Annotated in this window: 21 protein-coding genes; 8 read left to right on the forward strand and 13 right to left on the reverse strand. The window is 66.1% G+C overall.

The features are described 5' to 3' along the window. Positions 1-58 precede the first annotated feature (58 nt). The 6 genes from GGR43_RS04215 to GGR43_RS04240 are packed head-to-tail and all read right to left on the reverse strand — an operon-like array spanning position 59 to position 6,192. Entirely contained in the window at positions 59-1,213 is a 1,155-nt protein-coding gene (locus tag GGR43_RS04215) for a CaiB/BaiF CoA transferase family protein (protein WP_188070686.1), read from the reverse strand. Then, entirely contained in the window at positions 1,210-2,139 is a 930-nt protein-coding gene (locus GGR43_RS04220) for a hydroxymethylglutaryl-CoA lyase (protein ID WP_188070687.1), read from the reverse strand. The genes GGR43_RS04215 and GGR43_RS04220 overlap by 4 nt, the downstream gene beginning before the upstream one ends. Beyond that, a complete protein-coding gene (gene leuD, locus GGR43_RS04225; RefSeq protein ID WP_188070688.1) occupies positions 2,136-2,753 on the reverse strand; it encodes a 3-isopropylmalate dehydratase small subunit in 618 nt (205 codons plus the stop codon). Before leuD ends, GGR43_RS04220 begins: the two co-directional genes overlap by 4 nt. After that, a complete protein-coding gene (locus GGR43_RS04230; RefSeq protein WP_223177297.1) occupies positions 2,750-4,132 on the reverse strand; it encodes a 3-isopropylmalate dehydratase large subunit in 1,383 nt (460 codons plus the stop codon). The genes leuD and GGR43_RS04230 overlap by 4 nt, the downstream gene beginning before the upstream one ends. Next, a complete protein-coding gene (locus tag GGR43_RS04235; RefSeq protein ID WP_188070689.1) occupies positions 4,125-4,625 on the reverse strand; it encodes a DUF3598 domain-containing protein in 501 nt (166 codons plus the stop codon). The genes GGR43_RS04230 and GGR43_RS04235 overlap by 8 nt, the downstream gene beginning before the upstream one ends. 1 nt (position 4,626) lies before the next feature. Then, positions 4,627-6,192, reverse strand: a complete 1,566-nt coding sequence (locus GGR43_RS04240) for an alpha/beta hydrolase (RefSeq protein WP_188070690.1) — start codon at positions 6,190-6,192, stop codon at positions 4,627-4,629. Between the two features lie 86 nt (positions 6,193-6,278). Between GGR43_RS04240 and GGR43_RS04245 the strand changes: the two genes are divergently transcribed. The 5 genes from GGR43_RS04245 to GGR43_RS04265 are packed head-to-tail and all read left to right on the forward strand — an operon-like array spanning position 6,279 to position 10,772. Further along, positions 6,279-6,959, forward strand: a complete 681-nt coding sequence (locus GGR43_RS04245) for an isochorismatase family protein (protein WP_188070838.1) — start codon at positions 6,279-6,281, stop codon at positions 6,957-6,959. Next, the gene (locus GGR43_RS04250; RefSeq protein ID WP_188070691.1) at positions 6,959-7,864 is read left to right on the forward strand and encodes a polysaccharide deacetylase family protein; all 906 of its coding nucleotides are present in this window, start codon (positions 6,959-6,961) and stop codon (positions 7,862-7,864) included. The genes GGR43_RS04245 and GGR43_RS04250 overlap by 1 nt, the downstream gene beginning before the upstream one ends. Beyond that, positions 7,854-8,768, forward strand: coding sequence for a polysaccharide deacetylase family protein (locus GGR43_RS04255; protein ID WP_188070692.1), 915 nt, complete (start codon positions 7,854-7,856; stop codon positions 8,766-8,768). Before GGR43_RS04250 ends, GGR43_RS04255 begins: the two co-directional genes overlap by 11 nt. Then, on the forward strand, positions 8,765-10,198 hold the full coding sequence (locus GGR43_RS04260) for an aldehyde dehydrogenase family protein (RefSeq protein WP_188070693.1): 1,434 nt from the start codon (positions 8,765-8,767) through the stop codon (positions 10,196-10,198). Before GGR43_RS04255 ends, GGR43_RS04260 begins: the two co-directional genes overlap by 4 nt. Next, a complete protein-coding gene (locus tag GGR43_RS04265) occupies positions 10,191-10,772 on the forward strand; it encodes a VOC family protein (protein WP_188070694.1) in 582 nt (193 codons plus the stop codon). Before GGR43_RS04260 ends, GGR43_RS04265 begins: the two co-directional genes overlap by 8 nt. Before the next feature lie 12 nt (positions 10,773-10,784). Here the strand turns inward: GGR43_RS04265 and GGR43_RS04270 are convergent, their stop codons facing one another. From GGR43_RS04270 to GGR43_RS04300, 7 genes are all read right to left on the reverse strand, one after another. Then, a complete protein-coding gene (locus tag GGR43_RS04270; RefSeq protein WP_188070695.1) occupies positions 10,785-11,516 on the reverse strand; it encodes a hypothetical protein in 732 nt (243 codons plus the stop codon). After that, positions 11,516-11,881 (reverse strand): hypothetical protein, encoded by a 366-nt coding sequence (locus GGR43_RS04275; protein ID WP_223177272.1) that lies wholly within the window; start codon positions 11,879-11,881, stop codon positions 11,516-11,518. The genes GGR43_RS04270 and GGR43_RS04275 overlap by 1 nt, the downstream gene beginning before the upstream one ends. Further along, complete coding sequence (locus GGR43_RS04280) at positions 11,878-13,077, reverse strand: class I SAM-dependent methyltransferase (RefSeq protein ID WP_188070697.1); 1,200 nt, start codon at positions 13,075-13,077, stop codon at positions 11,878-11,880. Before GGR43_RS04280 ends, GGR43_RS04275 begins: the two co-directional genes overlap by 4 nt. Beyond that, positions 13,074-14,129 carry a nitrilase-related carbon-nitrogen hydrolase gene (locus tag GGR43_RS04285; protein ID WP_188070698.1) on the reverse strand — a complete coding sequence of 352 codons (1,056 nt, stop codon included), beginning with the start codon at positions 14,127-14,129 and terminating at the stop codon, positions 13,074-13,076. The genes GGR43_RS04280 and GGR43_RS04285 overlap by 4 nt, the downstream gene beginning before the upstream one ends. 3 nt (positions 14,130-14,132) lie before the next feature. Next, complete coding sequence (locus GGR43_RS04290) at positions 14,133-15,692, reverse strand: FAD-binding oxidoreductase (RefSeq protein ID WP_188070699.1); 1,560 nt, start codon at positions 15,690-15,692, stop codon at positions 14,133-14,135. A gap of 1 nt (position 15,693) precedes the next feature. Further along, complete coding sequence (locus tag GGR43_RS04295) at positions 15,694-16,941, reverse strand: MFS transporter (RefSeq protein WP_223177273.1); 1,248 nt, start codon at positions 16,939-16,941, stop codon at positions 15,694-15,696. 107 nt (positions 16,942-17,048) lie between these two features. Further along, entirely contained in the window at positions 17,049-19,541 is a 2,493-nt protein-coding gene (locus GGR43_RS04300) for a TonB-dependent receptor (RefSeq protein WP_188070700.1), read from the reverse strand. A gap of 129 nt (positions 19,542-19,670) precedes the next feature. Between GGR43_RS04300 and GGR43_RS04305 the strand changes: the two genes are divergently transcribed. The 3 genes from GGR43_RS04305 (at position 19,671) to GGR43_RS04315 (ending at position 21,786) form a co-directional block, all read left to right on the forward strand. Further along, positions 19,671-20,351 (forward strand): hypothetical protein, encoded by a 681-nt coding sequence (locus tag GGR43_RS04305; RefSeq protein WP_188070701.1) that lies wholly within the window; start codon positions 19,671-19,673, stop codon positions 20,349-20,351. 87 nt (positions 20,352-20,438) lie between these two features. Continuing rightward, on the forward strand, positions 20,439-21,284 hold the full coding sequence (locus GGR43_RS04310) for an HpcH/HpaI aldolase/citrate lyase family protein (protein ID WP_284276862.1): 846 nt from the start codon (positions 20,439-20,441) through the stop codon (positions 21,282-21,284). Further along, positions 21,277-21,786: a MaoC family dehydratase gene (locus tag GGR43_RS04315; RefSeq protein WP_188070702.1), complete on the forward strand. Its 510-nt coding sequence runs from the start codon at positions 21,277-21,279 to the stop codon at positions 21,784-21,786. The genes GGR43_RS04310 and GGR43_RS04315 overlap by 8 nt, the downstream gene beginning before the upstream one ends. Positions 21,787-21,794 lie beyond the last annotated feature (8 nt).

Below are 21,794 nucleotides of genomic sequence, written 5' to 3' on the forward strand. Positions count from 1 at the left end.
TTTCCCCCATAGCATGGCGATGGTGAACCTGCGCTGAAAACGAGGTCGGGCCGTTCCGCTACCGGGTGGCAGCACTGGCGGCGGCGGAGGAGAGGCCGGAGCGCACCTCTTCCCCATCGGCATCGGGCAAGGGCAGGGCCGAAGCGCGGGCGACGAGTTGGCCGTCGAACGCGATCGGCACGGTCGGCAGCCGGGTGACGCGCCCGTCCGGCAGGGTCACCGGCTCCAGTGCGCCGATGGCGTTGAGGTGCGGGTCGTCGAACATGTCCTCCGGCTTGCCGATCGGCGCGAAGGGAAGGCCGCTGCCTTCCAGCCGCTCGATCACCTCGGCGCGGCTGAACCCGGCAATCAGGTCGCGGATGCGCGGCAGAATCCGGTCGCGTTGCAGCACCCGCTCATTGTTCCGGCGCAGGCTTTCGTCGGCCCACAATTCGTCCAGCCCGAAGATTGCGCAGAATTTCTCCCACAGCGAGTCGGTGACGACGCCGATGAACACCGGATGGTCCTTCGTTTCGAACACGTCGTAGATCGCCCATGCGGAAATGCGCGCGGGCATCGGGCTGGCCGCCTGACCCGTCACCGCCAACTGGGCCATATGCTGGCCCACAAGATAGACGGTCGTTTCGAACAGCGACGCCTGCACCAGCCTGCCCCGCCCGGTGCGATGGCGTTCCTCCAGCGCGGCGAGGATGCCGATCACCCCGAACATGCCGCCGGTCACGTCGATGACGCTCGACCCGGCGCGCAGCGGGCGGCCGGGCGGGCCGGTCATATAGGCAAGCCCGCCCATCATCTGCGCCACCTCGTCGAGCGCCGTGCGCTTCTCATAGGGGCCGGGCAGGAATCCCTTGGCCGAGCAATAGATGAGGCGCGGGTTCGCCTCCGCCAGTGCCTCATAGCCGAGGCCGAGCTTGTCCAGCGCGCCGGGGCGGAAATTCTCGACCACTATGTCGGCCTCCGCCGCCAGCGCCCTGGCCGTCGCCAGCCCCTCGTCGGACTTGAGGTCGAGGCTGATGCTTTTCTTGTGGCGGTTGTACATCGGGAAATAGCCCGCGCCCGATCCCAGCAGGGTGCGGGTCTTGTCCCCCTCTGCCGGTTCGACGCGCACCACCTCCGCCCCCAGCGAGGCGAGGATCGCGCCCGCCGCCGGACCCATCACCATATGGGTGAACTCGACGACCTTGAGGCCTGCCAGCGGCGCGGGCGCGTTCATGCCGCCACCTGTGCGAAGCCGAGCGGCAGGCCCGCATCGGGGACGAAGCCGTAAAGCGGTTCCCCCGGCAGCGCGCCGGCGATGATCGCGCGCACCTGCATCAGTTTTTCGAGATCGATGCCCGTTTCATATCCCATGGCTTCCAGCATGAAGACCAGATCCTCCGTGACGATGTTGCCGGACGCCCCCGGCGCGAAGGGGCAGCCGCCGAGGCCACCCAGCGATGCGTCCAGCGTGGTGATGCCCTCCTCCAGCCCCGCGAGCGCATTGGCGAGGCCGAGGCCCCGTGTGTTGTGAAGGTGCAACGTGTTGAGCCGGTCCGCGCCGATTTCCGCCTTCACCCGGCGGACGAGGCGCTTGACCTGCGTCGGGTTGGCATAGCCGGTGGTGTCGGACAGGCCGACCTCCGCCGCGCCGGCCTCGATCGCGGCGGCGGCGAGACGGACGACCTTGTCCTCGTCCACCGGCCCTTCGATCGTGCAGCCGAAGGCGGTGGCGAGGCCGACCTCGAAATGCGGCCGCGCCGCTTCCGGCCGGGCCGCGACCAGATCGGCGATAGCGCCGATCTCGGCGATCATCGCCGCATGATCCTTGCGCACATTTTTCAGGCTGTGCGTTTCCGACATGGAAAAGGGCAGCGACATTTTCTGCGCCCCGGCCGCGATCGCGCGCTCCGCGCCCTTGAGGTTGGGCACCAGCACGGCGACGGCAAGTCCTTCTATCTGCCGGGCGAAGGCGACCAGTTCCGCCGTGTCCGCCATCTGCGGCAACAGGGAAGGGGGCACGAAGCTGCCTACCTCTATTTCCGGCACGCCCGCCGCCGCTTCCGCCGCGATCCACGCCTTCTTGGCCTCGAGCGGCGCGACCCGGCCGATGCTCTGCAAGCCGTCGCGGGGGCCGACCTCGCTGATGTGGATGCGCGTCATTGTCCGATGTCTCCAAGGTAGATCCACGGTCGGCTGGCCTGGTCCGCCTGCTGGAAGGCCGCTATCTCCGCCCGGTTCTTGAGGGTGAGGTCGATAGCGTCCAGCCCTTCCAGCAGCATCGCTTTGGCCTCCGCGCCGATGTCGAACGGCCAGCAGGCGCCGCCCTCCTGACGGACGGTCTGCGCGGCGAGGTCGATCGTCACCGGCGCATGCGAGGCGGCGATTTCCTCGATCGTCGCGCGATCGAGCGTGACGGGGACGATGCCGTTCCGGGTGCAGTTGCTGGCGAAGATCGGCGCGAAGCCGGGCGCGATGATCGCGCGGATGCCATATTCGGCCAGCGCCCATACCGCATGTTCGCGGCTCGACCCGCAGCCGAAATTGCCGCCGCCCAGCAGGATTTGCGCATCCGCATGATCGGGGCGGTTGAGCACGAAGTCCGGGTCCGGATCGCGCCCGCCCGGCGTGCGATAGCGCCACGGCGCGAACAGCCCGCCGGCCAGCCCCGTCTTGCCGGTGCTCTTCATCTCGCGCGAGGGGATGATCGTGTCGGTGTCGATATTGTCGAGCAACAGCGGCGCGGGCAATGCGGTCAGCGTGGTGAAGGGCTTCATTGCGCCAACTCCCTCGGATCGGCGATGTGCCCGGCGATGGCGCTGGCGGCGACGGTTTCCGGGCTGGCGATATGGGTGCGGATAGCGGGTCCCTGCCGCCCCTCGAAATTGCGGTTGGTCGAGGAGATGACCCGCGATCCCGCCGGGAAGCTTTCCCCGCCCGCATAGAAGCACATCGAGCAGCCGCTCATCCGCCATTCGAAGCCCGCATCGGTGAAGATAGCGTCCAGCCCTTCCGCCTCGGCGGCGCGGCGCACCGCCATGGAGCCGGGAACGGCCAGCGCCCTGACGCCCGGCGCGACATGACGGCCCTTCAGCAGCGCGGCGGCGCGGCGCAGGTCGGACAGGCGGCCATTGGTGCAGCTGCCGATGAAGGCGGCGTCGATCGGTATCCCTGCGAGTTTCTGGCCCGGCTGTACGCCCATATAGCGGATCGGCCGTTCGGGCGGATCGTCCGGCACCTGTCCGGAAATGCCGACGCTATGTTCGGGCGAGGTGCCCCAGCTCACCATCGGCTCGATGGTGGCCGCGTCGATCTCCACCTCGCTGTCGAACCGGGCGCCGGGGTCGGATGCCAGCGTCCTCCAGTCGGCCAGCGCGCGTTCCAGCATTGCGCCGCGCGGGGCGTAACGGCGGCCGCGCAGCCACCGGAAAGTCTTTTCGTCGGGCGCGATCATGCCGGTCATCGCCGAAAATTCGGTCGCCATGTTGCAGAGCGTCATCCGCCCCTCCATGTCGAGCGCGTCGATCGCCTCGCCGGTGAATTCCACCGCATAGCCCTTGCCGCCGCCCGCGCCGTAACGGGCGATCAGCGTCAGGATCATGTCCTTGGGCGTGACGCCCGGACCCGGCATGCCGGTGAAGCGCACGCGCATCGTCCGGGGGCGGACCATGCGCAGCGTGCCGGTCGCCATCGCATGCTCCGCCTCGGACGAGCCTATGCCCCATGCCAGCGCGCCGAACGCGCCCTGCGTGCAGCTGTGGCTGTCCGGCGCGATCAGCGTGCAGCCGGGCAGGACGATGCCGAGTTCCGGCGATATCACATGGACAATGCCCTGATCGGGATCGGTGACGTCGAACAGGGTGATGCCCGCTTCCCGCGCGGCGCTGCGCGTTTCGGTGATGAACGCCTGTCCGCCCGGCATCAGCGTCTGGTCGCCCCGGCCGGGTCGGGTGTCGACGATATGATCCATCACGCAGAATGTCCGCGCCGGATCGGCGACCGGACGGCCCGCCGCCCTCAGGCTGTTGAGAGCGGCGGCGCCGGTGCGCTCGTGCAGGAAAATCCGGTCGATGGCGAGCAGGTCCGACCCGCCGGGCAGCGTCGCGACGACGTGCCTGTCCCAGATCTTCCCGAACAGGGTCTGTGGTTCAGACAGGCGTGGCCTCCATGTCCTTTTCGACCGCCGCCCAGTCGCGGCTGACCAGCTTTTCCTGAATCGCGGTGCGCGTTTCGAGCTGCCCGTCGCGAATCCAGTGCCATGTCCGGCAGCGTGACCGGCCATCGTCCGACAGCTGGATCATCTCGTAGAGATAGAGGCTGGGGTCGCCCTGACGCTGCCAGTAGAGCATCACGGTGCGGTTATATTCGTCCAGCCCGACCTCGGCGGCCCAGCCCTTGATCAGATCATTGTCCCACCAGACGCGATTGTCGCGATAGCTGGCCGGGAAGTCGCGCACTTCGGTGCGGCCGTCGGCCCAGGTGTAATGGTTGGTCTGGTGATAGGGAAATTCCCCGCCTTCGGGAAAGCGGCAGAAGAGGCGCGACTTGTGCTCGTCGATCTTCTCGCCCGCCGCATTGTAATAGCTGTAGACGCCGTCCCACACGCCTTCATGGCGGGCCAGCAGCGGCATTTCCTCGCGAATACCCATATCATTCTCCTTCCTGAATATTTTTCGGGGACCAGATGTCGCTCCGCTTCCTCGCCCATTCGGCCCGGTGCCATCGGGTCAGTGGAGGGGCGGCGGCGATCAGCGCGTCGCGGTCTGCCGCGGCCAGCGTGCCGAGCAGCGCGCGGCCGGCGCGGGCGCGGATCAGGCTGCGATGCTCCCTGGCGAGCGCTTCGGGTGCGGCCGCCGATGGCGTGAAGGGAATGGCGTTGGCGGCCTTCGCCTCGAACCATGGCCAGAAGAAATGGCCCGCCCGCACTGCGCCCCATGCGGCGTTGAGATGGCTGCCGTGCCGGTCGGGCGTCAGGTCGGGGATCGCGCGTTCCGCCCAGTGCCGGTCCTGTCCGGGCAGGGGCAGGTGGGCATCGACCGCCCCCCAGCCGGAGGCCCCGGCCTGCCGGGCGACGGCGGCGGCGAGCAGCGCGCAATGGCCTTCCCCGATGATGGCCGGCGCATGTGCGCCGCAAAGTCCGGCGATCGCCGCCGTGACGATCGCGCACCAGTCGTCCAGACCGGGGGTGAAGTCTTGGCGCCAATCATCCGAAAGACCATGGCCGGGCAGGTCGATCGCCAGCGCGTCCTCGATCCGCAGCAGTTCCGCCGAGCGACCGGGGGCGTGGATCAGGACGGTGTCGGCATTCCTGTTGCCCTGCCAGTGGATCAGCCCGTCGAAGCCGTTGCCGGTGACGGGAAGGAAACCGCCGTCGCCGCTCTCCGCAATTGGCGGGCAGGGCAGGGCCGGGGCCGCGAGCAGATGGGTGAGGCTCGCTTCTTCCAGATCGGCGGGGGTCGCCACCGCCTCCGCGCGCCAGCTCGGCGGCAGTGGGCCGAGGCGGGCGATATGCGCTTGCAGCGGGTCGCCGTCATAGGCGGCGATCAGCACCGGCACGGTCGGCGCGTCGGCCGGCGGGATGTCGCGCGGCGCCCGCAGCACCGCGCCATAGCCGGCGCGATAGGCGTCTCCGCTGTCGAGCATTTCGCGCACGACCGCATCGACCCTTGCCGGATCGTCATGGGCCACGCTGATCCGCGCGCCGTCGCGCACATCGAACCACGGGAAGAACCATGTCTGCTCCAATATGCGGTTCCACAGCCAGGTCAGATGCTCGCCATAGGCGCTCGGCCGGAACGGGGGCAGATAGTCCTTGTCGAAGATCGCCCGTTCCTCCGGCGTCCAGACGGCATAGCCGCCTGTCGCCAGCGCGGTGAAGCGGTCCGGGTGCCGTTTCACCGCGCCGACCAATATGATGCCACCCGAATGAAAGCCGTAGGCGGCCGTCCGCTCGATGCCCAGCGCGTCCATCAACTCGATCAGCGCGGTGGAGAAAGCCTCTATGTCCGGGTCGCCGGGCAGCGGGTCGGATTGGCCGAAACCGGGCGTATCCGGCGCGATGCAGGTGAAATGCGGCGCCCATTTGCGCATCAGCGGCTCATATTCGGCGGAGCTGCGCGGGCTCTGGTGCACCATCAGCAGGGTCGGTCCCGCACCGGCCTTGCGGTAATGGACACGGCGCTTGCCGACGCGGATGAAGTGGCGGGTGATCGTCATGCTTTCTAATTTGTCCGGACAAATTGATCTCGACAAGTCTTTTTTGCGCATTAGTGTGGGAATCGCGATTTTATGGGAGCTTGATGATGACGACGATCGGAACGCAAATGGTCTGCGATGGGCGTACCGCGCGCCAGATTTTCGAGGAAGTCATGGCGAATCCGGCGCGCAACAAATTCGGATTCGGGGAGAAGCTGGCGATCGTGAACGTCGATTTCCAGCAGGCCTATACGCGGATCGACCTGTTCAGGACCGCCTATGAGACGGACCCGCGCCAGATCGACCATGTGAACCATATTTCCCGGCTGGCGCGGGCGAAGGGCATGCCGGTGATCTGGAGCCGGGTCGGCTACAAGGAGGATGCAGGGGATGCGGGCGTGTGGGGCACGCGCACCGATACGCCCGATTCGCTCCAGAACATCAAATATGGCAGCGATCGGCACGCCTTCGACCCGCGTTGCGAGATCGATCCGAATGACCTGCACTATACCAAGCGGATGCCGTCGGCCTTTTTCGAAACACCGCTGAACAGCTATCTGCGCTGGCACAAGGTCGACACCGTGGTGGTGACCGGCGGCAGCACGTCGGGCTGCGTGCGCGCCACGGCCGTCGATGCGCTGTCCTACGGCTTCCGCACCATCGTGCCGATCGAGACCTGCGCGGACAAGCATGAAAGCTATCATTTCGCCAATCTCACCGACCTGCAGCTCAAATATGCCGATGTCGAGCCGGTGCAGGCGGTGATCGACTGGCTGGAGGCGCGCTGATGGGCGACATTCAGAAAGCCGACCCCGGCCTTTACGATTTCGCCCCTTATCGCGACCGGCCGAAGATCGTCTGGCCTGGCGGCAGGAAGGTCGCGGTGTGGGTGGCGCCCAATCTCGAATATTATGAGATCGACCCGCCGGCCAATCCGCATCGCAAGAGCTGGACGAAGCCGCATCCGGACGTGGTCGGATACAGCCACCGCGATCACAGCAACCGCGTGTCCCATTGGAGGATGGCGGAGATGATGTCGAAATACGGCTTTCCCGGCTCGGTTTCGCTGTCGGTTGCGCTGTGCCAGCATCATCCCGAAGTGGTGCGCGACGCCAATGAGCGCGGCTGGGAGTTCTTCAGCCACGGCATCTACAACACCCGCTACGCCTACGGCATGGACGAGGCGCAGGAACGCGCGATCATCGAGGATTCGATCCGCACCGTGCGCGAGGCGACCGGGCAGACCATTCGCGGCTGGCTCGCGCCCGCGCTGACCCACACGCCACGCACGCTCGACCTGATCGCCGAATATGGCCTCGACTATACCTGCGACCTCTATCATGACGACCAGCCGCAGCCGGTGAAGGTGAAGAGCGGCAGGCTGATCTCCATGCCCTACAGCCTGGAGGTGAACGACCATTACGGCTTCTTCGTCTACAACATGTCGCCGCGCGACTATGCCGACACGCTGATCCGCCAATATGAGCGGCTGGCGGAGGAGGGCGAGACGTCCGGCACCGTCATGTGCATTCCGCTGCACGCCTATCTGATCGGCCAGCCGCACCGCATCGGCCCGTTCGGTGAGGTGCTGCGCCATATCGCGCAGGACGGGCGCGCATGGATCGCGCGCGCGGGCGAAATCGCCGATCATTATTACCAGCATCATTATGCGGAGGCCGCCCATGGCGCTTGATCCCGCCTATCTCGACTATCCTCGCCGCCGCGAGGGCTATGACCATGATCTCTACCCATGGTCGTCGATCTTCGACCGCAAGCTGGTGCGCTGGCCGGATGGGAAATCCGTCGCGGTCTGGCTGTGCGTCAGTCTCGAATGGTTCCCGATGACGCCATCCGACACGCCGTTCCGCGCGCCGGGGCATATGCAGACGAGCTATCCCGATTATCGCCACTATACGGCGCGGGAATATGGCACGCGCGTGGGCTTCTATCGGCTGCTCGACGCGTTCCGGAAAGCGGGGGTGAAGGCGTCGGTCGCGACCAACGGCGCGATAGCCGAGCGCTATCCCTCGGTCATCGCGGATATCCTTGCCGAGGGGCATGAGATCATCGCCCATTCGACCGACATGAACGGCACCATAGACAGCAACCTGCCGGAAGAGGAGGAGCGGGCGCTGATCGCGCGGTCGCTGGAGGCGCTGGAAAGCGTTTCGGGGCGGCGTCCGGCGGGGTGGCTCTCGATCGCGCGTTCGCAAAGCTGGAACACGCCGAAGCTGCTCGCCGAGGCCGGGCTGCGCTATTGCTGCGACTGGGTGAACGACGAACTGCCGTGGCGCTTCGCCAACGGCCTCGTCAACCTGCCGCTCAACCATGAGCTGTCCGACCGGCAGATCATCACCGTGCAGCAGCAGTCGGCGGACAGCTATGCCGAACAGATGATCGACGCGTTCGACTGGCTCGCCGCCGAAGCCGCCGATCATGGCGGGCGCGTGCTGCCGCTGCATATCACGCCCTATATCATGGCGCTGCCCTATCGCATCGGTGCGTTCGAGGGGCTGTTGCGCGCGCTTGCCGCCCGGCCCGAGGCATGGTTCGCGACAGGCGAGGAAATCATATCCGCCTGGGAGGGGCAGCAATGAGGCTGGATGTCGTCAACCCCCGCACCGGCGAGGCGGATTACAGCATAGAGCCGCTCGACGGGGCGGCGGTGGGACGGCTTGCCGCGACCTTGCGCCGGGGGCAGGCCGGTTGGGGCGCCTGCCCGCCCGAAGCCCGCGCGGAGGCGCTGCGGGCGCTCGCCGGGGCGATGGAGCGGCACAAGGCGGCGCTGACCGACGCGCTGGCCGCCGATACCGGCCGCGCGGCGATCTCCCGTATCGAGGTCGATGCGATGACGAAGACGCTGCTCCGCTGGGCCGACAGCGCCCCGGCGATCATCGCGAGGGCGCAGGTGAAGGACCAGCCGACCGGCATTCCGTCCATCACCACCTCCACCCGGCTGGTGCCCTATGCGCTGGTCGGCGTCATCAGCCCGTGGAATTTCCCGCTGACGCTGGCGCTGATCGACGCAATTCCGGCGCTCGCCGCCGGATGCGCGGTCGTCATCAAGCCGTCGGAGGTGACGCCGCGCTTCATCCGCCCGCTGATGGCGGCGATCGCCGAAGTGCCGGAACTGGCCGCGGTTCTGGCCCTGATCGAAGGCGACGGCGCCACCGGCGCGGCGCTGATCGAGCATGTCGATTTCGTGGCCTTCACCGGATCGGTGGCGACCGGACGCAAGGTGGGGGAGGCCGCCGCGCGCGCCTTCATCCCGGCCAGCCTCGAACTGGGCGGCAAGGACCCGATGATCGTCCTTGCCAGCGCCGATCCGGAAAAGGCGGCGGACACCGCGCTGCGCGCCTCGGTGCTCAACACCGGGCAGGCATGCCAGTCGATCGAGCGCATCTATGTCGCCCGCGCGATCGCCGGGCCGTTTCTCGAAGCGCTGGTCCGTAAGGCGGGGCAAGCGCGGCTCAACTATCCCGATATCCATGTGGGGGATATCGGACCGTTCATCTTCGCGCGGCAGGCGCAGATCGTGCAGGCGCAGATCGACGAGGCGGTGGCGAAGGGTGCGCGCCTGCTCGCGGGCGGGCAGGTGGAGGTGCTGGGCGGCGGCTATTATCTGCGGCCCACGGTGCTGGTCGACGTGACGCCGGACATGGCGATCATGACCGAGGAGAGCTTCGGCCCCGTGCTGCCGGTGACACCGTTCGACACGGTCGATGAGGCGGTGGAGCAGGCGAACAGCGGCATTTTCGGCCTGTCCGCCGCCGTGCTGGCAGGCAGTGCCGCGGAAGCCGAGGCTGTGGCGGTGCGTCTGAATGCCGGCGGCGTGTCGATCAACGACGGGTCGCTGACCGGCCTTGTGTGGGAAGCGGAGAAATCGAGCTTCGGCAAAAGCGGCCTGGGCCCCTCGCGCATGGGCGAGAGTGGCCTGCTGCGCTTCTTCCGCAAGCAGGCGATCATCCGCCAGAGCGGAAACGCATTGCCGCTCGCCGCCTATTCGGAGGAAGCGCTGGGTGGCTAGGGTCTGGCCGTGGGCCATTGCGCTGGCGCTGGTGCTGGCCGCTACGCCCGCTGCCGCCCGGACGGCGAACACATCGCCGGGCGTGGCCGCGCCCGCTGAGCCGGTGCCGACCGATGTGCGCCGCGTCACCCTGATCGTCCGCGATATCGAGGCGTCGCTCCGCCTCTATCGCGACGTTGCCGGGCTGAAGGTCAATTATGACGCCATCGTCGAGACATCGGGCGTTGCGCTACCCGCAGGGGAGCCGGGCGCGAAGGCGCGGCTGGTGCTGCTCAACGGCAATGATGCGTGGATGGGATGGATCGGGCTGATGCAGTGGATTGATCCGCCGCTGGCCGATCCGGGGCCTTATCCCCGGCGCATGGGGATTGGCGGGCATGTCATCGTGATGAATACCGACGATGTCGAGGGGCGCTGCGCGGCGGCGGCGAAACTGCAGGGCGTCACCATGACCGCGCCGCCCCGCATGCAGATCTATCCCGGCCGCAACGGCGCGCCGCCAATCCGCCTCAAGGGCTGCAACTTCTTCGACCCGGACGGCACGCTGATCGAGATGAACCAGTTGCTCGAATAAGGCGGATGGCCGTCAGCGCTCCAGCTCGACCAGTTCGTACCATGTCTGCATATAGCCGCCGACGCCGCCCTGCACGAAGATCGAGTCCGCGTCGGCCGTCACCCACATGTCGTAATGCGGGTGGGGCATGCCGCCCATGCCGGGGCCTTCATCGTCGACGAAGCGGAAATGGCGGCAATCGAAACTGCCCGCCGCGACCGTAACCCGTTCGTCCCCGACATATTCGAGGCCGATGCCGACCTCCGCGATCATCGGCGGCGTTGCGCCGCGATGGTCGGGGGAGGGCAGGAACACGCGGATCGGGCGGCGGTGCGGGCCCTTGGATATATCCATGCAGCGCGTCGTATAGCCGTCGCCCGCGATCGGATGCGTGCCGAAACCGTCGATCGCGCCGCTATAGGGCATTTTCTGCGACAGCCGCCCGATCGAGGGGCCGAAGCTCTCGCATTCGATCAGCCCGCCTTGCTCGCCCGGACTGTGATGCATCCAGCCCGACCCCATATAGGCGTCGCCGACCGTCAGATGGACGTGCAGATCCCGTGGCCGCCCCTCGCTGTCCAGCGCATAGACGATATCGCGCAGCACGGTCGGCGCGGGTTCCTCTATCTCGCAGCGCGCGCGGAATATGGTGCTGCCGTCGCCATGATGGGTGAAGCTGAACCATTCCTGCCCGCGCGGCCGGTCCAGCATCTCCGGCTTTTTCGACGTATAGGCGATGCGGCCGCTGATCGTCCGGTGCCGCATCAGCTGTCCCTCAGTTCCGCGCTGATTTCCGCCATCGGCCGTTCCGGCGCGGCCTGCATCGCTTCCATTTCCTGCTGCATGCCGCGCATGATGCGGGCGACATATTCCTTCGTGGCCACGGCGCGTTCATAGGCGGCCTCGCCGGCCGGCTGATAGGCTTCGATATCGGCGCGACTGATCGTCCCTTTCGTATCGAGCAGCCGCTCGACCGTGTCCAGCCGCTCCTTGAGGACGGACACCTCCGCCGCCACCGCGAGCAGGATCGAGAGCGTCCTTTCCGCATTATAATCGTGCAGCGTATCGGGGCGCCTGCCCTTGGCGCGCCTGCCCGCGCGGGCGATCCAGTCTATGCTTTCCTCGGTCATGCTTCCGGCTTCCATGCTCCATAGGCGTTCCACGCGGCGGCGCGGCCATGATCTTCCTGCGCGCCTTCGGCGGCCTGCGGGAAGATGGTGCGGTCCACCACCGCCAGCACGCGGGCGGTGAACTGGCTGTCAGGCGGGAAGCCCGCTTCCTCCATCACCTTCTTCAGATCGAGCGCGTGCATCGCCGACCAGAAAGGCTCGTTGTTGTTGAACGCGTCCCAATCCCGGATGAACTGTTCGTACAGCGGCATGTCGTCGCTATATTGCGGCTGTTCCAGATGGAACATCAGCCCGCCCGGCGCCAGCACGCGCGCGCTTTCGCGGATGACCTGCGGCAGCGCCTTGCCGGACAGCTCGTGCAGGAACATCGTCGTCTGCACCCAGTCGAAATGGCCGTCGGGAAAGCGGCTCATATCCTCCGCGTTCATCTGGATGAAGGTGATGTTGGTCGCGCCCAGCGCCTGCGCGCGCGCATGGGCATAGCGCAGCACGGCGGCGGCGGTGTCGATCGCGATCACCTCCGCATCGGGGAAGGCGAGGGCGAGCGGCACGATATTATGGCCGACCGTGCAGCCCAGATCGAGGATGCGACGGGGCGTCCAGCCGGGCCGCTCCCTGCGTATCCATTCGACCAGCGCCTGCCCGCCGCCGTCGGACAGCGCGCCCAGCCCGCCGCCGGTGGTGGCGAACAGGCCGCTGTCGTAATTGGCGCCCGCAGACATGTCGCCGGGCCGTTCCTCGCCCTGATAGTTGCCGGGCATGCAATGGATGTCGGCCGCGTCCATATAATGCGGTGCCGGCAGGCCGGGGTCGAGCTGGAGCGTGTCGCGCCCTTCGTTGAACTGGCGCACCTTCGCCGAAAGCTCGTCGATCTGGCGCAGCGTGATGGAGCGGCCGTTCTGCTGGCGCATCTCCATCGAATTGCGCTTGAGCGCCGACCAGTATCGGTGCCACGGGTCCTCGTTCATCGCGTCGCGGATTTCGAAGCGGTCGGCCGGGTCGCGGCCATGCTCCTCGCGAAAGGCCGGAAGGACGCGGCTGTCATAGGCGATTTTGTTGCCGATGCCGATCGTGCCCGCCAGATATTTGTTGAACGCGGTCAGGAAATTATAGCGCGCGGCCTCGTCATGGCTCGGCGTCGGAAACACCGCATGACGGGCGACGGCGGTATAGGGCGGGGGTACATCCTGTTTCATATCAGTCCCTCCTTGGAAAGACGGTCGATCACCTGTTCCTGCACTCTGAGGAAATGGTCGCGATCCGGCGTGACGAGCGCCCCGTCGGCGATCAGGCTGTCGGCCGGTTGGGGCGAGGGGCCGCCATAGACCGGCGCGAACAGTTCCAGCCGCTGGCGCGCGAGGAAATTGGTCATGCCCGGCTTGCGACGCTGCGCCCGCAAGGCGCTGACGTCAAGATCGGCGAAGGCGGTGAAGGTCTCGCCGGGGCCGGCCTCCGCCAGTGGAACGCCCTTATAGTCGATCACCACCGAATGGCCGTCCGCCGAGGCGAGCGGCATCGCCGTGCCCTCTATCCCCGCGGTGTTGGCGGAGACGACATAGGCGATATTCTCGAACGCGCGGGCGCGCCTGGCGATCTGCTTCGGCGTCGCGAGGGGCGATCCGATTTCCGAAGAGGAGTGGACGAATATCTCCGCCCCGCGCAGCGCGTGCGCCCGCGCGATCTCCGGATAGAGGATCTCCTCCGAAGCGATGGCGGCCAGATTGCCGATCTCCGTCCGCGCCACCGGGAAAACGCCGTCCAGCCCGTAAATGTCCAGATATTTCGACCAGACGTCATGCGGCGTCGGCGCGAACATCGAATTCAGCCGGCGATAGCGCAGCACGACCTTGCCCGAAGGCGCGACGACGAAGCTCGTCTGGAAATAGAGGCGGGGAAAATGCGGGTCGCGCTCATAGGCATTGCCCGCCAGATAGAGATTCTGCGCGGCGGCGACCTCGCCCAGCGCCTCATATTCCGGCCCGTCCATGTCCAGCGCCGCCTTTTCGGCAAAATCGGGGATGGAGATGCGGCCGGGATAGCTGGTCAGGAAATATTCCGGCAGCACGGCGAGGCGCACCGGACTGCCTCCATATTGCTGGATGAAGATGGAGGATGCGCGCAGTTTCGGGCCGATCTCGCCGATCATCGCGAGCATCTGCGCGCTCGCCGCCGCGCGGTCGGGCAGGCTCTCCACCGATCGGGCGGCTATCTGGAGCGCGAGCGCGGCATAGGGCTTGATCGCGGTCATCGCCTACAGCCCCAGGCTGCCGGGGTTCATCAGCCCCTTCGGATCGACCGCCCGCTTCACCGCCTGCAAGATCGCCCAGGCGCGCGGATCGCTCGCTTCCTTCAGCGGATAGGCGCGGGCGATCTGCAAATGGGTGGCGTCCAGATCGCGGAAGATGCGGATGATCTCGCCGCGCAGCCGGTCCACCACCGCGCGCGAGGCAGCATTGGCCGGGAAGCGGTTCAGTTTGGCGAGATGGTCGGCCTCCAGCGACCGGCAATGAATATCCTCCAGCGCGTCGGGCCAGAAAAACACCGGCTCGATCAGGCAGGTGGAACGGCTGACGGCGGCCAGCATCGCCCCGGCCGCGACGCCATGGGCCTCCATCTCTGCGCGATTGGCGTCGAACAGCGCCTGAATGCGGTTCCACCCCTCGACCAGGCGGCTGTGGGGCAGGAAGCCGTGGACCGGCACCCAGCGCTCGCCGTCCGGACCCACCATCGAATTGACCGGCGGGAAGGGGTTGGCGCGCAATATCTTGGGGATGCTGTTCTCGATCGTCTTGCCGCCATGCTTCACGGCGATCGCCTCTATCGCCTTCATGTCGGCATCCACCGCGCCCTGATGGCGCCCCTCGCAGATCAGGTGGAGGGAGAAGGGCACATCATCGAGGAAGGACCGGCCCGCCGCGACCACCTTCGCGCCTTCCTTCAGCGCCTTGAAGACGGAGCCCTGCGCCTTCATCATGTTGACCAGCGACTTGGCGTCCTTCGTCAGGCTTTCCCGCTTCATCCGCTGCGCCTGAAGATAGGGATCGAAGCCGAAACTCTCGGTCGCCAGCCCTTCGCGCGCGATCTCGCTCATCGCGCCGAAATAGGCGGTGGCGTCGGGGAAGGAGAAGGAGCCGTAGGCAAAGGCCGTGCCTTCGCGCACCAGTTTCAGCGTGACCGTAGCCTTGACGCCCAGCGCGCCGCAATCGGCGGCGAACAGGCCGGTGATGTCGGGGCCGAACGGGCGGAAGAAATCGCTGCCCGTCGACAGGATCGAGCCGTCGGCCAGCACCACCTCGAACCGCAGCGCGGCGTCCACCACCGTGCCGCCCGCCGCGCCCCAGAACACGCCGTTCTGGCTCATCCCCCCGCCCACGGTGGCGTTGATGCCCGACAACGTGCCCCATGCCAGCGCGCGCAGGCCCTTCGGTTTCAGCGCGCGCTGGAGCTTGTCCCAGGTGCAGCCGGCCTCGACCGTGGCGGTCATGTCCTCTTCGTTAATGGTGAGAATGCGGTTCATCGCGCCGGTGTCGATCAGCAGCGCGCCCGCCTCGCCCGGCAGATAGCCGCTGGTATAGCTCATGCCGCCGCCGCGCGGAACGATGGCGACGCCCGCGGCGGTGGCGGCGGCCACGCCGCGCGCCAGCATTTCCGTGTCGGACGGGCGGAACACCGCCAGCAGATCGGGACCGTTGCTGAAAACATCCTGCGCATAATAGCGCAGCTCGGCCGCGTCGGTGATCAGCGCGGCGGTGCCGACGGCCGCCGATATCGTGGAAAGCAGGGTATCGGGCGCGGAAGCAAGGGTGGTCATGTCAATTCCCTGAACGAAGTGCCTTGAGGTCGGGATAGCGGCCCAGCGCCAGCAGCAGCGCGCCGCCGGCCAGGAACGTCACCATCGCGACGGAGAGGATGAGGTCGTAGTTGCCGGTCGAGTCGCGGACCATGCCGTAGATGATCGGCGAAATGGCCGAGCCGATGGCGAAGGGCATATAGAGCACGCCATAGATGCGGCCATAATGCGCCATGCCGAAATATTTGGCGGCAAGATAAGCGATGACGTCCGATTCCGTGCCCGCTGCAAAGCCGAGCAGGAAGCCGCCGACGATAACGTGGCTCAAATCGGCCTGCGTGCCCATCAGCAGCCAGCAGGCCAGCGCGGGCAGCAGCAGTGCGGGAAAGGCGACGCCGGGTGCCCAGAAGCGGTCGAACAGGAAGCCGACGAGCAGCCGCCCGGTCAGGATGCCGATGGCGACCACGCCCAGCACGCTTGCCGCCACTTCCGCCGAAAAGCCGTGCATGCCGACGATCTGCGCGATGTGGATATGGGCACCGCCATAGGCGAAGGCGGTCAGCAGGATCGAGGAGAGCAGCACCCAGAAGCGATAGCCGCCGACCGCCTCCCGCAAGGTGATGCCGATGATTGCGCCGCTGGCGTCGGCCACGCCTTCGGGGCATTCGTCGGGGCGCGGCTCGCGGAACCAGAGGAAGCCGAGCGGAATCGCGATGAACAGCGGCAGCAGCGCCACCACCGGGAAGGCCATGCGCCAGCCGCCCGCCGAGATTGCCTTTTGCGCGATCTGCGGCACGACCATCGCGGCGAGGCTGGTGCCCAGCAGCATGATGCCGAGCGCGAGCCCGCGATGGCGGTTGAACCACATGCTGATCGCCCGGCTCCACGTCACCGGGGTGGAACCGATGCCGATCGCGCCGAGCACCGCCCAGAACAGCAGATAGCCGATCTTGGATGCGGGCAGGAAATAGAAGGAGCCGAAGATCACGCCGAACAGGAACAGCGACCAGAGCGCGACCGGGCGCACGCCGAATCGGTCGGACAGGCCGCCATAGACCGGGGCGAGCAGCGCGGCGATGATGCCGAAGACAGTCACCCCCGCGCTGATGGCGGCGAAATCCCAGCCGAATTCCATGCTGATCGGGCCCATGACGAGGGGCAGGACGTTGAAGGGAATGGGCGAGGCCCCGCAGGCCACGCCGACCAGTGCCGCCGCGAGCGGTTTCGCGCCCAGTCTGAATTCCGAGCGTTCGCCCGTTGCCATCGTCATGTGGAGGCCGTTCCCGTCCAGAGCACTATCATATCGCGACATCGTGAAAGCATACCTGCCTTATGGGGCGGAACGGCGCGACCCTGCCGTTCCGCCCGTTTCCGTTTCTAGAAATTATAGCGCGCGCGAACCGTCCAGGTCATGGGCGGGTCGATATAGCGCGTGTTCACCAGCGAGGTGTTGGCCGCCGTCTCGTTGAAGCAGTTGGTGCAGGCGACGGAAAGCTGCCACGCCTTTTCCGGCCCGTTGAGCGCGAGGCTGGCGTTGACGAACCATACCGAGGGCGCGAACGACCCGGTCAGGATCTCCCCGCCATAGGGATTGGCCGGATAGGTGCCGTTGGTGCCGGTGATCGCGCCCGAATAGATGGTGTAGTTCGCGGCATTGGTTTCCTGCTTGCCGCGATAGCTGGCGTTGACCGAGGGAACCAGCGCCATGCCGCTGCCGCCCAGCGGCATTTCATAGCTGCCGCCCATCGCGATCGTCCATTTGGGCGTGCGAGTCGGGTCGGCGATCTCTCCGGACGGGGTGACGATGCCCGCGCCGCAGGCCGCCGTCGTGCCGGTTCCGCCGGGAATGGCGCCGGCGGCGATCAGCGCCTGGCAGGCGCGCTGCTGCGCATAGACCGACTGGATGCCATATTCGTCGAAATCGGGCGCGTTCCGGTCGATCTTGTACTTCGCGTCCTGATAGCCCGCATTGACATAGAGGTTGAGGCCGTCGACCGGCACGACCGCAAGCTCGGCCTCGATGCCCTTGTTCCGCATGTCTGCGAAATTGCGGGTGATGAAGGTGGCCGACCCATTGGGATTGACCAGCGCGGACGGGGTCTGGAGGTCTGTGACGTCGGTGTAGAAGAAGGTCACGTTCGCGCGCACCCGGCGGTCGAGCCAGTCGGATTTGACCCCCGCTTCATAGCTCCACACCTTTTCCGGGCCGAAGGGCAGGAAGGAGTTGGCGGCGGTCGCCCGCGCGTTCCATCCGCCCGACTTGAACCCGCGCGTCGCCGAAGCGAACAGCAATATATCGTCGGTCGCCTTGAAATTGACCGCGAAACGCGGCGTCCACAGCTTCGCTTTCAGCTTGTCCGGAACGCGCAGGCCCGAAGGTCCGATCAGGTTGATCGTATCCATGCAGGTCGCCTCGACCGTGCCGTCATTGCAGCTGGCGCGGTTGTCATGCAGGCTCACCGTCTTGGTTTCGTCGGTATAGCGTATGCCCGCGGTCAGCTTGATCCGTTCGGTGACGTTGAAATCGAGCTGCGCATAGCCCGCCAGCGCCTCCGTCCGGTTGCGCAGCATCCGGTCGGCAAGGACCAGCGTGGCGGCGGGCGACAGGGTGAAGGTGTCGGCGAAGTCGGTGCGGTTGTTCTCGACCAGATAGAAGGCGCCCGCGACATAATCGAGCATACCGTCGCCGACGCTGCCGTTGATCTTCACTTCCTGGCTGAACTGGTCATGCTCGCCGTCGTTGAGAATGGAGAAGCCGCCCCGCACATAGCCCATGACCGGCGGGTTGGGGCTGGAGAGCGAGGGACCGCTTCGCCCGTCGTAGAAATCCAGCGCATATTGCTGATCCTGACTGACGAAGCCGGTGATCAGGTTCAGCGTCATCTTGTCGCCCAGATCGAATTCCAGATTCGAGGTGACGAGGTTGGTCGTGGTGTAGTTGCCGAGCAGGAAATTCTTCTTCCGGCCGCTGATCGCCAGCGAGGCGAAGGGCGAATCGGCCGCGCTCTTGCCCGAAGGAATGCCGGTGGTGGCGAATCGGCCCTTGCAGTCATTGGGATTGCCCGGATTGCACTGGAAATTCAGGATGTTCTCGCCATTGGCGACGATATGCGCATAGGAGCCGTTCCAGCGCACCGAGGGGCTGAGTTCGCCGCGAATGCCCAGCCGGACGCCCCAGCCGTCATCGTCGTTGATGCGATCGCCGGTGGTGACGTTCTTGGTATAGCCGTCGTCGTCCTGCCAATAGCCGCTCAGCTTGATCGCCAGGCTGTCGGCCAGCGGGATATCCAGCGACGCGCGCGCCAGCTTCTTGTCGAAGCGGCCATAGCCGACCTCGGCGAAGCCGCCCAGCCGGTCGCCCGGCTCGCGCAGGATCACGCTGACCGCGCCCCCGGTCGTGTTGCGGCCGAACAGCGTGCCCTGCGGGCCGCGCAGCACCTCGACCCGTTCTACGTCGAACAGATTGATATTATTGGCGTTCTGGCGGCTGAGGTAAATGTCGTCGACATAGGTGCCGACCGGCGGATCGAAGGTCGGGATGGTTTCGGTATTGCCCAGCCCGCGCAGGTAGAAGGCGTTGGCCGTGCCCACGCCGGTATTGTTCATCGAAACCAGATTCGGAACGAAGCGGCCCAGTTCCAGCGTGTTGGAAACGCCCTGATTGCGAAGCTGGTCGGCGGAAAAGGCCGATATCGCGATGGGGACATCCTGAAGGCTCTCTGTGCGGCGCTGCGCCGTCACGACGATGTCCTCGATGCCATTGGCTCTTTCGGCCGAAGCCGTTTCGGTCGCAGCGGTCTGTGCCAAAACCGGCGCCGACACGAGGCCGGCGGACAGGGCGGTAGTCGCGACAAGCGCATGAAGCTTCATGTCATTCTCCCTTTCTATAATCCCACTCGGGCATTCTGCCTGCGGACATAATTTTTTATTTGTCCGGACAAATTTTCATGTAAGCAGGTGCCTGTCAAGCGACTCTGATCCGCATGGGGAGAAAAAAAGATGACACTCGCCGATCTGGCTTATCCGAGCATGGTCTATTTCCATCTGTTCCTGTTCGTGCTGTGGCTGGGCGGCGACGTCGGCGTGTTCCTCGCGGGGCAGCATTTCCGCAAGCGCGACCTCTACACGCTGGACCAGCGAATCGCGCTGCTGAAGCTGCTGGTGCTGATCGACATGACCCCGCGCACCGCCTGGGCGCTGATGGTGCCGGTGTCGCTTTCGGTGGTGACCATGGGCGGCTTCTGGGCGGTGCCCGGCTTCATTCTGGCGGGCGCCTGGGTCGCGGGCCTTGCATGGCTGTGGCTGGTCTGGGACGCGCATTTCCATGACATGACGCCGCGCGCTGCGCGCAACCGGCGGATAGAATTCTGGCTGAAGAACGCGATCACCCTCGGCTATCTGGCGCTGGGCGCGGTGTCGCTGGCGACAGGCGCGCCGCTCGCCGAGCAATGGCTGGCGACCAAGGCGCTGCTGTTCGGCCTGATCTTCGTCGCCGCGATCATGATCGACGTCGCCTTCAAGCCGGTGGGGCCGCAGCTCGGGCGGCTGCTGAAGGAAGGGTCGAGCGACGCCACCGAGATTCCGCTCCGCCGCACCATGGACCGCACCCGCATCTGGGTTTTCATCGTCTACGCGTTGCTGATCGCGACCTCCTATCTGGGCGCAGTCAAACCGTTCTGAGCGAAAAAATGCGGCTTTCAGCTTTTGTACTTGACTTATAATTTGTCCGGACAAATTCTTAGGCGCAGCAAAGCAGGGGATGCCAGAGTGAACGCGGCCATCGGACTTTCATCAATGCTGTTCGTGCCCGGATCGAAGCCGGAACGCTATGCCAAGGCGCTGGACGCGGGGGCGGACGCGGTGTGCATCGACCTGGAGGACTCGGTTCCCGAGTCGGCCAAGGCGGAGGCCCGCGCGGCCGCCGTCGCGGCGATTGGTGAGGGGGGGGGCGAGGGGAACGGCCAGCGGCTGGTCCTGCGTATCAACGGCGTCAGGACGCGGGCGGGTCTGGAGGACCTGATCGCTCTGGCCGATGCGGCGGCGCTGCCGTCGCTGCTGTTCGTCCCGATGGTCGAAAGCGCGGCCGAGGTCGGCGTGATCCTCGGCGTGCTGGGAAACCGCGCGCCGGGCATCGTGCCGCTCATCGAGACGGTGAAGGGCCTGGACGCGGCGGCGGAGATCGCCTCCGCCCCCGGCGTCGCCGCGATGATGTTCGGCGGCGGCGACTTCGCGGCGGAGCTTGGCGTCGCGCTGGCGTGGGAGCCGTTGCGGTCCGCACGGGGCGCGTTCGTGATGGCCTGCGCCGGGGCGGGCATTCCGGCGATCGACGTGCCGTTCATCCAGCTCGACGACGCCGAAGGGCTGAAGACGGAGGCGGAGGCGGCAAAAGCGCTGGGCTTCGCCGCCAAGGCCGCGATCCATCCGGCGCAAGTGGCGGTCATCAACGCGGTGTTCCGACCGACGCCGGAGCAGATCGCCGAGGCGCTGGAGGCGCAAAAGGTTTTCGACGCGGCCGGCGGCGCCGCGGTTCGTTTCAACGGCCGCATGCTCGAAGCACCGATCATGCGGCGATATCAGAGGATATTGGCAATGCAGGGCAATCAACATGCGTGAAGGTGTGATCGAAGTCAGCCCCGGACGCTTCCGTGAGACATTCGGGCGCTACTATGAGGATTTCGTGGTGGGCCATATCTATGAGCACCGCCCCGGACGGACCATCACCGACACCGACAATGTGTGGTTCACGCTGCTGACGATGAACACGCATCCGGCGCATTTCGACTATGAATTCGCCAAGAAGACCGAATTCGAAAAGCCGCTGATCTGTTCGCCGCTGACCGTGGCGCTGATGGTCGGCATGAGCGTTTCGGACCTCAGCCAGAAGGCGGTCGCCAATCTGGGCTGGGACAATATCAAGATGACCCACCCGATGTTCCCCGGCGACACCCTCTATGCCGAGAGCGAGGTGATCGAAAAGCGCGAGTCCAGTTCCCGTCCGGAACAGGGCATCGTCACCGTCAAGACGATCGGCAAGAACCAGCACGGCACGGTGGTGTGCACCTTCAACCGGACCATGCTGATCTGGAAGCGCGGTTTCGGCCCGGCGGACGATTGAGGAAAGAA

Source organism: Sphingobium jiangsuense (genome assembly GCF_014196495.1).
In the GTDB taxonomy this organism is placed as follows: Bacteria; Pseudomonadota; Alphaproteobacteria; order Sphingomonadales; family Sphingomonadaceae; genus Sphingobium; species Sphingobium jiangsuense.